This window comes from Cellulomonas sp. NPDC055163 (assembly GCF_053607065.1).
Map to the genome: position 1 here is coordinate 173081 of NZ_JBSGSU010000003.1, position 11533 is coordinate 184613.

9 protein-coding genes are annotated in these 11533 nt (G+C 75.3%); 8 read left to right on the forward strand and 1 reads right to left on the reverse strand.

The window, feature by feature from the left end; translation table 11 throughout:
* Positions 1 to 36 precede the first annotated feature (36 nt).
* The 6 genes from ACWFNE_RS07070 (at position 37) to ACWFNE_RS07095 (ending at position 6845) form a co-directional block, all read left to right on the forward strand.
* Complete coding sequence (locus ACWFNE_RS07070; RefSeq protein WP_452121722.1) at positions 37 to 1920, forward strand: metallophosphoesterase family protein; 1884 nt, start codon at positions 37 to 39, stop codon at positions 1918 to 1920.
* A 105-nt stretch (positions 1921 to 2025) separates the two neighbouring features.
* Positions 2026 to 2988 carry a metal ABC transporter substrate-binding protein gene (locus ACWFNE_RS07075; protein ID WP_452121723.1) on the forward strand — a complete coding sequence of 321 codons (963 nt, stop codon included), beginning with the start codon at positions 2026 to 2028 and terminating at the stop codon, positions 2986 to 2988.
* Positions 2985 to 3764 carry a metal ABC transporter ATP-binding protein gene (locus tag ACWFNE_RS07080; protein ID WP_452121724.1) on the forward strand — a complete coding sequence of 260 codons (780 nt, stop codon included), beginning with the start codon at positions 2985 to 2987 and terminating at the stop codon, positions 3762 to 3764. Before ACWFNE_RS07075 ends, ACWFNE_RS07080 begins: the two co-directional genes overlap by 4 nt.
* Positions 3761 to 4684, forward strand: coding sequence for a metal ABC transporter permease (locus ACWFNE_RS07085; RefSeq protein WP_452121725.1), 924 nt, complete (start codon positions 3761 to 3763; stop codon positions 4682 to 4684). Before ACWFNE_RS07080 ends, ACWFNE_RS07085 begins: the two co-directional genes overlap by 4 nt.
* Complete coding sequence (locus ACWFNE_RS07090) at positions 4681 to 5388, forward strand: metal-dependent transcriptional regulator (RefSeq protein WP_452121726.1); 708 nt, start codon at positions 4681 to 4683, stop codon at positions 5386 to 5388. The genes ACWFNE_RS07085 and ACWFNE_RS07090 overlap by 4 nt, the downstream gene beginning before the upstream one ends.
* Positions 5389 to 5504: 116 nt before the next feature.
* On the forward strand, positions 5505 to 6845 hold the full coding sequence (locus tag ACWFNE_RS07095; protein WP_452121727.1) for an MFS transporter: 1341 nt from the start codon (positions 5505 to 5507) through the stop codon (positions 6843 to 6845).
* Positions 6846 to 6864: 19 nt separating this feature from the next.
* On the opposite strand, the gene ACWFNE_RS07100 is transcribed toward ACWFNE_RS07095, so the two are convergent.
* Positions 6865 to 8913, reverse strand: a complete 2049-nt coding sequence (locus ACWFNE_RS07100) for a helicase HerA-like domain-containing protein (RefSeq protein ID WP_452121728.1) — start codon at positions 8911 to 8913, stop codon at positions 6865 to 6867.
* A 201-nt stretch (positions 8914 to 9114) separates the two neighbouring features.
* Between ACWFNE_RS07100 and ACWFNE_RS07105 the strand changes: the two genes are divergently transcribed.
* The gene (locus ACWFNE_RS07105) at positions 9115 to 10086 is read left to right on the forward strand and encodes a diguanylate cyclase domain-containing protein (protein WP_452121729.1); all 972 of its coding nucleotides are present in this window, start codon (positions 9115 to 9117) and stop codon (positions 10084 to 10086) included.
* Between the two features lie 197 nt (positions 10087 to 10283).
* Positions 10284 to 11390, forward strand: a complete 1107-nt coding sequence (locus tag ACWFNE_RS07110; protein ID WP_452121730.1) for a fatty acid desaturase family protein — start codon at positions 10284 to 10286, stop codon at positions 11388 to 11390.
* Positions 11391 to 11533 lie beyond the last annotated feature (143 nt).

An 11533-nucleotide genomic window follows, 5' to 3' on the forward strand; every position in this document is an offset into this window, starting at 1 on the left:
CTCGATCGGTCCCGGCGCCCGACCTAGGCTCGACGCATGACCGGGCCGGACCCCGCGGCCCACGCGCCCGCGGACGACGCGCCGGTGCGCGAGGACACCGCGCCCCGGCTCCCGGCCTGGTTGCGCCTGGGGGTGCCGACGCTGCTCGTGGTGCTCGGGTGCCTCGTCCTCGGTGTCACGACGGCGACCGCCGACCTCAGCCTCGGGCCGCACGAGGCCCGCTACGACGTGACGACCGACGGCACGGTCACGCTCGACCTGGGCCCGCTCGGCACGCTCGAGATCGACTCCCCGGTGCCGCTCGGCCTCGGCGCGCGGGTCACGGTGCAGGAGATCCCGTCGGGCGTCACGGCGGTCGACCCCGCGACGACGCTCACCGCGCTGAGCTCCGACCTGCAGGGGTACCTGCAGTTCTTCGCGGGCCCGCAGGCGACGCTGCAGGACGCGGTGCGGGCGCTGGTGACCGACGCCCTGTGGCGCACGCTCGGTGCGCTCGCGGTCGTGACCGTGCTCGTCCTGCTCGGGCGCCTGCTGCTCGGTCACGCGCGCCGCGACGAGCTCGCCGCCGCGCTCGCCCCGCAGGCGCGCCGGATCCTCGCGGGCGGCACGGTCGTGGCCGTCGGGCTCGGGGTGCTGACGGCGAGCACCGGCGGCGGCGCGCGCGCGTCGCAACCGGTCGCCTCCGCGGTGTTCGCGGGCACCCCGCTCGAGGGCGCGCGCGTCACGGGCCGGCTCGGTGGCGTGATCGACACGTACGGCTCCTACGCGGTCGAGGCCTACCGGTCGAACACCGAGTTCTACGCGCGCGCCGAGGAGTCGCTCGACGAAGCGTGGGCCGAGCGCTCGGCGCGCATCGAGGCGGCGCACGCCGAGCGGGCCGCGTTCACCGTGCCGGGCGGCGCCGCGGCGGCGTCGTCGAGCCCGGCGCCGGCGGAACCGGTCCCGGCGGACCCCGCGGCGGTCGATCCCGCGGCCGCGGATCCCGCGCCGACCGACCCCGCGCCGGTCGACGCCGCCGCGGCCGACCCGGCCCCGGGCACGACGACGAGCCCCGCCGCGCCGGGGGCGTCGCCCGAACCGTCCAGCACGCCCACCCGCACCCCGGCAGCGCAGGAGGACCGCGAGGCGGCCGAGCCGGTCGTCCTGGTGCTGGTCTCCGATCTGCACTGCAACGTCGGGATGGCGCCCGTGATCCGCTCGCTCGTCGAGCTCTCGGGCGCAGACGTGCTGCTCGACGGCGGCGACACGACGATCGACGGCACCGCCGTCGAGCAGTACTGCGTCACGACGTTCGCCCGGGCAGCGGGCGGCGTGCCGGTCGTGGTGTCGCCCGGCAACCACGACTCGCGCGAGACCGAGGCGGCGTACCGCAAGGCCGGGGCGACGGTCCTCGGCGGCGAGGTCGTCGAGGTCGCGGGCGTGCGCATCCTCGGCGACCGGGACCCGCGCGAGACCCGGATCGGCGCCGGCACGTCGAGGTCGAGCGCCGAGTCGCCGAGCGAGGCGCGCCAGCGGCTGGCGGACGTCGCGTGCGAGGACGAGCGGGTCGACCTCCTGCTGATCCACACGCCGCCGATCGGGGACGCGGCGCTCGAGCGGGGCTGCGTCCCCGCCCAGCTCTCGGGCCACAAGCACGTGCGGTCCGGGCCCGAGCAGGTCGGTGCCGGGATCCGCTACGTCAGCGGGAGCAGCGCGGGCGCGGCCCCGGGCCAGCCGACCGTCGGGCCGCTGCGGAGCACCGCCGAGCTGACCGTGCTGCGCTTCGACCCGGACGAGGCGCGCCTGCTCGACTACCAGCTCGTGCAGGTCGGGACCGACGCCGCGGTGTCGGTGGGCCCGCGGGTCGCATGGCCACGGGCGGCGCCGGTGTCGCCGACCGAGGAGCCGTCCGGCGAGACAGCCGCGGACCCGGCGTCCTGACGGCGGTTGCCGGGAGCGCGCGAGCGGAGCGCCCCCGGCCCCCGGGCGGCCGACACACCTCACGCGCGGGTGGCGCCCAGCCGCCGGGGTGGCAAGATGTTCGGCATGCCGAACTCTCGGTTTCGTACGGCCACGATGCGCCGCACCGCGTCGCTCGCGGGCGCCGCAGCGCTCGCCCTCGGCGGCTGCGCGGCGACGGGGGCCGGCGAGCGCCCGGCGGCGGTCGCCGCGCTCGGCGACGACCGCCCGGTCGTGCTCGCGACGTTCACCGTCCTCGCCGACATGGCCCGGGTCGTCGGTGGCGGGCACGTGCGCGTCGAGTCCGTCACCAAGGTCGGCGCCGAGATCCACGGGTACGAGCCGACCCCCGACGACCTGCGCCGCGCGCAGGTGGCCGACCTCGTCCTCGACAACGGGCTCGGCCTGGAGGCGTGGTTCGACCGCTTCGTCGACCGCGTCGACGCACCCCACGTCACGCTGACCGACGGCATCGCGACGCTGCCGATCGCGAGCGGCGCCGCCGAGGGGCACGCGAACCCGCACGCGTGGATGTCGCCCGACGCCGCCGCGACCTACGTCGCGAACATCGCCGACGCCCTCGCCGACCTCGACCCCGCGCACGCGCCCGACTACCGCGCGAACGCCGCTGCCTACACCGAGCAGGTCACCGCGCTCGGGGAGCGGCTGCGCGAGGAGCTCGCGGGGCTCGAACCCCAGCGCCGGGCACTCGTGACGTGCGAGGGCGCGTTCTCCTACCTCGCGCGCGACGCCGGGCTCGCCGAGGCGTCGCTGTGGCCGGTCAACGCCGAGCGGCAGGGCACGCCGCAGCAGATCGCCCACGCGATCGACCTGGTGCGCGACCGCGACGTCCCCGCGGTGTTCTGCGAGTCGACCGTGTCCCCGACCGCGCAGGAGCAGGTCGCGCGCGAGACCGGGGCGCGGCTCGGCGGGGTGCTCTACGTCGACTCCCTCTCGGAGGCGGACGGCCCCGTCCCCACCTACCTCGACCTGCTCGAGCACGACGTGCACGTGATCATCGAGGGCCTGACCGGCGAGGAGACGTCATGACGGGCACGACGGGCACGACCGGCGCGACGGTGTCGACCGGCGAGCGCGCTGCGGCGACCACCCCGGCGCTCACCGTGCGCGGGCTGACCGTGCGCTACCGCGACGTGCTGGCGCTCGACGGCGTCGACCTCGTCGTCGAGGCGGGCCGGCTCACGGGGCTGGTCGGGACGAACGGCTCGGGCAAGTCGACGCTGCTCAAGGCCGTGATGGGCATCGTCCGCCCGGACGCCGGGTCCGTCGAGGTGCTCGGCCACGACGGTGCGCAGGCGCGGCGCCGGGCGCTGCTCGGGTACGTCCCGCAGTCGGAGGACGTCGACTGGACGTTCCCGCTTTCGGTGCGCGACGTCGTCGCCCAGGGTCGGTACGGACGCCTCGGCCCGCTGCGCCGGCTGCGGGCGAGCGACCGGGAGGCCGTCGGGACCGCGCTCGACCGCGTCGGGCTGAGCGCGCTCGCGGACCGCCAGATCGGCCGCCTCTCGGGCGGTCAGCGCAAGCGGGCGTTCGTCGCGCGGTGCCTCGCGCAGGAGGCCCAGGTGCTGCTGCTCGACGAGCCGTTCGCGGGCGTCGACGTGTCGTCGCAGGCGTCCGTCACGGCGCTGCTGCGCGAGCTCGTCGCCGACGGGGTCTCCGCGCTGGTCTCGACCCACGACCTCGCCGGGCTCCCGGCGCTCGCGGACGACGCGGTCCTGCTGCACCGGCGCGTGCTCGTGCGCGGCGCACCCGAGGTCGTCCTGCAGCCCGAGAACCTCGCCCTGGCCTTCGGAGGGACGCGATGACCGCCGTGCTCGACTGGCTCGACTGGCTCGCCGCGCCGTGGGGCTACGAGTTCATGCAGCGCGCGCTGCTCGTCACCGGGGTGGCCGCGGTCGTGTGCGCGCTGCTGTCGTGCTGGCTCGTGCTCGTCGGGTGGTCGCTGCTCGGGGACGCCGTGGCGCACGCGGTGCTCCCGGGCGTGGTGCTCGCGTACCTCGTGGGGCTGCCGTTCGCGGTCGGGGCGCTCGTCTTCGGGGTCGGTGCGGTCGCGCTCATCGGGCTCGTCCGTGAGACGTCGGGCCTGCGTGAGGACACCTCGATCGGCGTGGTCTTCACGACGCTGTTCGCGCTCGGCATCGTGCTGGTCTCGACGACGCCGAGCCAGGTCGACCTGGGCCACATCCTGTTCGGCAACGTCCTCGGTGTCGCGGACGTCGACATCGTGCAGGTCGTCGGGCTGGGCGTCCTGACGTTCGCGGTCCTGGTGCTCAAGCGCCGCGACCTCACGCTCTACGCGTTCGACCGCACCCACGCGCACGCCGTCGGCATCTCCCCGCGGGTGCTCGGCGCCCTGCTGCTCGGGCTGCTCGCGGTCACGGTCGTCGTCGGGCTCCAGGCGGTCGGTGTCGTGCTCGTCGTCGCGATGCTGATCATCCCGGGCGCGACGGCGTACCTCCTGACCGAGCGGATGAGCCGCATGCTCGTGATCGCGCCGGTCCTCGCGGGCGCGTGCGCGGTCGTCGGCCTCTACGCGAGCTACTACCTCGACGCGTCCAGCGCGGGCATGGTCGTCGTCGCGCAGGGGATCGTCTTCACCGCGGCGTACGTGTTCGCGCCGCGCACGGGCCTCCTGCGGCGCGCGTCGCGCTCGTCGCAGCAGCGCGGCTCGGCCGCGGACGCCGAGGCGGACCGTGAGCTCGTCGCCCCTAGGCTGGCGCCGTGAGTCCCGAGCCGAGCGCGCTGACCTCCGTGGCGCAGGACTACCTCAAGGTCATCTGGTCCGCGCAGGAGTGGTCCGACGCGCCGGTCACGACCAAGATGCTCGCGGAGCGGATCGGCGTGGGGCCCTCGACCGTCTCGGAGACCGTGCGCCGGCTCGGCGAGCAGGGCCTCGTGTCGCACGCGCGCTACGGCGCCGTCGAGCTCACGGAGGCCGGGAGCGCGCACGCGCTCGCGATGGTCCGCCGTCACCGGCTGCTCGAGACGTTCCTGGTCAGCGAGCTCGGCTACGGCTGGGACGAGGTGCACGACGAGGCCGAGGTGCTCGAGCACGCGGTCTCCGACCTCCTGGTCGACCGGATCGACGCGCGCCTGGGCTTCCCGACCCGGGACCCGCACGGCGACCCGATCCCGACGCGCGAGGGCGCGGTGCCGGCGCCCGCCGCGCACGTGCTGTGGGGGTTGGAGGGGGGCGACTGGGTCGTCGCCCGCATCTCCGACGCCGACCCCGAGCTGCTGCGCTACCTGGCCTCGGTCGGGCTCGTGCTCGACGCGCGCGTGCACGTCGTCGCGCTCCGGCAGGCCGCCGGCGTGGTGGCGGTCCGGGTGCGCGCCCCGCTCGGCGGCGCGCCGGGGAAGGAGCGCGCGGTCGAGCTCGGCGAGGCCGGAGCGGGCGCCATCTGGCTCGTCCCCGCGCACGCGGGGTAGCCTGGCCGTACATCACCGCAGTGGACGACGGAGTTGCGCTCGGCGAGATCGAATCGATTCGACACAGATCGGGCGCCCCTCACCACGGGCTCCCGGCCGCCATCCGAGGAGCACTCGTGGACCACCTGCTCGACACGGCGCCGCCCGCCTCCGCCGCCGCGCCCGCGTCCCCGGGGCAGCCGGCACGAGGCGCGGACGCCGGAACCGCCGCAGCCCCGCGCCCGCACCGCACCCGCCCGGCGCTCCTCGCGCTCGCACTCGGCGGCTTCAGCATCGGCACCACCGAGTTCGCGACGATGGGGCTCCTGCCGCTCGTCGCGCGCGACCTCGGCGCGAGCATCCCGACTACCGGCTGGGTCATCACCGCGTACGCGCTCGGCGTCGTGATCGGTGCGCCGCTCCTGACGACCCTCGCGGCGCGCGTCGACCGCCGCACGCTCCTGCTCGGGCTCATGGTTGCCTTCACTGCCGCCAACGTGCTGGCGGCGTTCGCCCCGAGCCTCGGCTGGCTCGTCGTCGCCCGGTTCGTCGCGGGGCTCCCGCACGGGGCGTTCTTCGGGGTCGGCGCCGTCATGGGCACGCACGTCGCCGGTGCCGAGCGCCGGGGTCAGGCCGTCTCGATGATGATGGCCGGGCTGACGATCGCCAACGTCGTCGGTGTGCCGCTGTCCACGGTCGTGGGCCAGCAGCTCGGCTGGCGTCTCGCGTTCGGGCTCGTCGGCGTGCTCGGGCTCGTGACGCTCGGCGCGCTGCTGCGCTGGACACCGGGGCTGCCCGTGAGCGACGGCACGAGCGTGCGCACCGAGCTCGCGGCGCTGCGCAACCGCAGCCTGTGGATCGCGGCCGGCGCCGGGTCGATCGGCTTCGGCGGCATGTTCGCCGTCTACTCCTACGTCTCGCCGCTGCTGACCGAGGTCACCGGCCTGCGCGAGGCCACCGTCCCGCTCGTGCTCGCGCTGTTCGGCGTCGGCATGACGGTCGGGACGCTCGTGGGCGGGCGCCTCGCCGACCGGGCCGTGCTGCGCACCGTGCTCGTCGGCTTCGTCAGCACGGGCGTGGTGCTGTGCGCGCTCGGGCTCACCGGCCGCAGCCCCGTGCTCGCCGTCGCGTCGATCGTCGCGCTCGGCGTCTCGTCGCAGATCCTCGGGATCTCGCTGCAGACCCGGCTCATGGACGTGTCGCCGGCCGCGCCGTCGCTCGGCGCCGCGCTGTGCCACTCGGCGCTCAACCTCGGCAACGCGAGCGGGGCGTGGCTCGGGGGTCTCGTCATCGCCGGCGGCCTCGGCTACCTCGCGCCCGCGTGGGTCGGTGCGGGGCTCACGGTCGTCGGGCTCGTCGTGGTCGTGACCGTCGGCCGCACGCCCGCGCCCGCCGCCGTCGACCGCCCGACCGCCCCGACAGCACCCGAGGCCGTCGCGCTCGACCGCACGCCCGCGCCCGAGCCCGCCGCGGGCTGAGGGCACGGCCGCCGAGGCGTCAGCGCCGGCGCGTCCCGAAGATCGACCGGGTGATCTCGCGCCCGAGCTGCGTCCCGGCGGAGCGCAGGAGGCTGTCGAGCGGGCTCGACGTGCTCGACCGCCGGGACGTGGTCGACCGCCGGGACGTGCTCGACCGGCGCGACGACGTGCCCGAGCCGCGGCGCAGGTCCCGCTCGATGCGCTCGAGCTCCTTCGCGCGGTCCGCGGCCTCGCGCTCGGCAGCCTCGGCACGGTCGCGGGACTCCTCGGCCGCCCGCTCCGCAGCCGCCGCGGCCTCCTGCTCGCGCGCGGTCGCCTCGGCACGGCGCTGCAGCAGCTCGTACGCGGACTCGCGGTCGACCGCCTGCGCGTAGCGGCCGGCGAGCGGCGAGCCCGCGACGGCGGCCGCGAGCACGTCCGCGGGCGCGGGTGCCATGAGCGACTGCGGCGCGCGCAGCCGCGTCCAGGCGACCGGCGTCGGCACGCCCTTCTCCCCGAGCACGGTCACGACCGCCTCGCCGGTCCCGAGCGTCGTCAGGAGCTCCTCGAGGTCGTACGGCGACGTCGGGAACGTCCGGGCCGCGGCCCGCAGCGCCTTCGCGTCGTCCGGGGTGTACGCGCGCAGGGCGTGCTGCACGCGGTTGCCGAGCTGGGCGAGGACGTCGGGCGGCACGTCCTTGGGGCTCTGCGTCACGAAGAACACGCCGACGCCCTTGGACCGGATGAGCCGGACCGTCTGGGTGACCTGCGTGAGGAAGTCGTCGGAGGCGTCGGTGAACAGCAGGTGCGCCTCGTCGAAGAAGAACACGAGCCGCGGCTCGGCGACGTCACCGACCTCGGGGAGCACCTGGAACAGCTCCGCGAGCAGCCACATGAGGAACGTCGAGAACAGGGCCGGGCGGTCCTGCACGGCGGGGAGCTCGAGCGCGGAGATGACGCCCCGCCCGTCGGGCGAGCGCCGCAGCAGGTCGCTCACGTCGAACGCGGGCTCCCCGAAGAACACGTCGGCGCCCTGCGCCTGGAGCCCGACGATCTCCCGGAGGATCACGCCGGCCGTCGCCGCCGAGAGCCCCCCGATCCCGCGCAGCTCGGCCTTGCCCTCGTCGCCGACGAGGTACGCCAGCGTGGCCTGCAGGTCCTTGAGGTCGAGCAGCGCGAGGCCCTGCGAGTCGGCCCAGTGGAAGACGAGCCCGAGGCTCGACTCCTGCGTCGCGTTCAGCCCGAGGACCTTGCTCAGCAGGAGCGGCCCGAAGTCGGTCACGGTCGTCCGGATCGGCGTCCCCTGCCCGAGACCGCCCAGCGTGAGCAGCTCCACCGGGTAGGCGCGGGGGGTCCACTGCTGCCCGGTGCTCGCGGTGCGCTCGAGGAGCTTCTCGCTCGACGTGCCCGGCGCCGCGAGCCCGGAGAGGTCGCCCTTCACGTCCGCGACGAACGCGGGCACCCCCGCGTCGGAGAGGTGCTCGGCCATCACCTGGAGCGTCTTCGTCTTCCCGGTGCCCGTCGCGCCGGCGACGAGGCCGTGCCTGTTCATCATCGCGAGCGGCAGCCCGACGGGCGCGTCCGCGGTCGCGACGCCGTCCTCGACGAGCGCCCCGAGCGGGACGCTGCCGCCGGCGAACCGGTAGCCCGCCGCCACCTGGGCGGCCCACGGGGAGAGGGCGGCCCCGGTGTCGGTCGACGCGCGCGGGGGAGGGGGTGCGTCTGCCGGTGCGGGAGCCGTGGCCGGGGCGAGGGGCGCCCGCGGGGCCGACGCACGCGGCGTGGCGGGCGAGGTCAGGGGTGCCGCGCCGGCGTCCGGGCCGGTGACGGCCAGCTCCGCGGCCTCCGCTGCGGCCTGCGCGGCGTCGGCGAGTGCCTGCGCCGCGTCGGCCCGGGCCTGGGCGGCCTCGGCGCGGGCGCTCGCCGCGGCGGCCCGCAGCGCCGCGATCGACGCGGCGTCGGGCGCGGGACCCACGTTCGGGACTGCGCCCGAGGGGTCGCCCTCGAGGCCCCCGCCCGCGACAGCCGGTGCGTCCGGACCGGGCACGTCGGGACCGGGTGCAGCGGGACCTCGCACGTCGTCGGGCATGGCCGGAGTCTAGGGCGGGCGTCCCGGCCGGGCCGGGCGAGCCGTCGTCAACGTCCCGGGACGGTGCCCGCCGGCCAGGCGAGGGTCGGGGCGCGACGACCGTCCCTCCACGGGTCAGGTTCGGGCCGTCGCTGCCGATGGGGCACCTCGACGCCGACGGGCGAGCGAGACGCCGACGGGCGAGCGAGAGGAGCGGGCACCATGCCACCGAACCGTGCGCCGGGCCGCCTCGCCCGCGCGAGCGAGGTCCGCGCGCTCAGCACGGGTCTGCTGTTCACCGCGGCCGTGTGCGCCCTGACCTCGCTCGTCCCGTTCAGCCCGACCGCGCCGCGTGGGCTCGCCGCCGCCCTCGGGGTGCTCGCCGCCGCGCTCGGGACCTGGCTGCGCGTGCGCACCGCGCGCACCCGCGTCGCGCACGTGCACGGCGTGCTCGTGGTCGGCACGCTCGGCATGACCCTGTGCGTCGGCGCCTCGACCACCGAGGCCGGGCCGGCGGTGACGGCCCTCGGGTTCGTGTGGCTCGCGGTCTTCGTCGCCGCGTTCGAGACCCGGCGCGCGCTCGCCGCCCACCTCGTCCTCGTGGCCGTCGGCCTGCGCGTCGGGCTCGCCGCCGCGGACGCGCCGTCCGCCTGGCCCACGTGGACGTTCCTCGTGCTGACGGCGAGCGGGGTCGGCTGGGTGCTCAACGACAAGGTCACCCGGCTGCGCCTCGACGCGACGCACGACGCGCTCACGGGGGCCTTCTCGCGCCGCGCGTTCCTCGCTCTCGCCGGGCAGGAGCTCGCCCGCGCCGCGCGGGACGGGCGCCCGCTCACCCTCGTGCTGCTCGACCTGGACGGCTTCAAGCAGGTCAACGACCTGCACGGGCACGCGGCCGGCGACGAGACCCTCGTGCAGACGGCGCACACGTGGGCGGGCGTCCTGCGCGCGGGCGACGTCCTGGGCCGCCTCGGTGGCGACGAGTTCGCGCTGCTGCTCCCGTCGACCGACGACGAGGGCGCCGGCCGGCTGCTCGAGCGGCTGAGCGTCGGCGCCAGGATCGGGTGGTCGGCCGGGGTCGCCCGCTGGCGCGGCGAGGACGTCGAGGCGTGGATGCACGCGGCCGACACCGCGCTGTACGCGGACAAGCGCGAGCGCAGCGCCCTGCGCCACGCGTCGTCCGGACCGACCTGACGGACGGCTCGCGGCGTGCCGCCCGGCTCGTCGCGGACGCGGCGGGCGACCGGCTGCCGAGATGCGGGACGGACATACGTGACGGACGACGCAAACTCCCGAATGGCACAGAGTCTCGGGCTATGGTGTCCTGGACCGATCAGATGTGCTGCCTTGTCGGGCATCGCGTCACCGCCGATGAGCACGAGGCTCCCTCTATGACGAGCACGCTGAATGACGGCCGCATCCCCGACGAGGCCCCCGCCGCGCGCAGCCCGCGCGAGCGCCAGGTGAGCGAGTTCACCGAGCTCACGCGCATGGTCCAGGAGGCGGGCCTCATGAAGCGCCGCTACGCGCACTACTGGACCCGCTTCGCGGTGCTGACCGCGATGCTCGGCGGGCTGGTCGCCGCTTTCGTGCTGCTCGGCCCGACGTGGTGGCAGCTCGTCGTCGCCGCGGTCCTGGCGATCGTGCTCGGCCAGGTCATGTTCCTCGGCCACGACGCCGCTCACCGGCAGATCTTCAAGTCCGGTCGCTGGAACGACTGGGCGAGCCTCGTGATCGCGAACCTCTACGCCGGCATGAGCTACGGCTGGTGGAACCACAAGCACAGCAAGCACCACGCCAAGCCCAACACCCTCGGTGCCGACGGCGACATCGACCCGGGCGTCCTGGTGTTCACGACCGAGAACCTCACGAAGGAGCGCACCGGTCTCGCCGGCTGGTTCGCGAAGCGTCAGGGCTGGTTCTTCTTCCCGCTCCTGCTCCTCGAGGGCCTCAACCTCCACATCTCCGGCGTCACGACGATCTTCGGCCGCGGCGAGGTCAAGCGTCGCCCCGTCGAGATCGCGTTCGTGACGCTGCGACTCGGTGGCTACCTCGCGCTCGTGTTCTGGGTGCTCCCGGTCGGCATGGCGTTCGCGTTCCTCGGCGTCCAGCTCGGCATCTTCGGGGTGTACATGGGTGCGTCGTTCGCGCCCAACCACAAGGGCATGCCGGTGGTCCCCGCGTCGATGAAGATCGACTTCCTGCGCCGCCAGGTCCTGCTCAGCCGCAACATCTCCGGCGGCCGGTGGGTCGACGTGTTCATGGGCGGGCTGAACTACCAGATCGAGCACCACCTGTTCCCGAGCATGCCGAGCCCGGCGCTCAAGAAGGTCCAGCCGATGGTGCGCCAGTTCTGCGCGGACAAGAACATCTCCTACACCGAGACGACGCTGATGCAGTCGTACCGGATCGTCATCCGGTACCTCAACGAGGTCGGCCTGCAGGCCCGCGACCCGTTCCAGTGCCCGCTCGTCGCGGAGATGCGCGCCTCGCGCTGACCCCCGCTCCCACGCCTGGCCACCGGGGGGGGGAGAGACACAGTGGTAGTGGGGGGGGGGCGCGGGGGGGGGGGGCTTGGGGAGTCCTTCTAACCCCTGGCTGGAATTTCCGTACTCGAGAAATTGACAAAAGAAAGACGCTC

What these genes read in the sequence shown, in the direction of transcription:
- ACWFNE_RS07110 (WP_452121730.1), top strand. Translation starts at nt 10,284, where the DNA reads ATGACGAGCACGCTGAATGACGGCCGCATCCCCGACGAGGCCCCCGCC.
- ACWFNE_RS07085 (WP_452121725.1), top strand. Translation starts at nt 3,761, where the DNA reads ATGACCGCCGTGCTCGACTGGCTCGACTGGCTCGCCGCGCCGTGGGGC.
- ACWFNE_RS07075 (WP_452121723.1), top strand. Translation starts at nt 2,026, where the DNA reads ATGCCGAACTCTCGGTTTCGTACGGCCACGATGCGCCGCACCGCGTCG.
- ACWFNE_RS07105 (WP_452121729.1), top strand. Translation starts at nt 9,115, where the DNA reads ATGCCACCGAACCGTGCGCCGGGCCGCCTCGCCCGCGCGAGCGAGGTC.
- ACWFNE_RS07100 (WP_452121728.1), bottom strand. Translation starts at nt 8,913, where the DNA reads ATGCCCGACGACGTGCGAGGTCCCGCTGCACCCGGTCCCGACGTGCCC.
- ACWFNE_RS07070 (WP_452121722.1), top strand. Translation starts at nt 37, where the DNA reads ATGACCGGGCCGGACCCCGCGGCCCACGCGCCCGCGGACGACGCGCCG.
- ACWFNE_RS07080 (WP_452121724.1), top strand. Translation starts at nt 2,985, where the DNA reads ATGACGGGCACGACGGGCACGACCGGCGCGACGGTGTCGACCGGCGAG.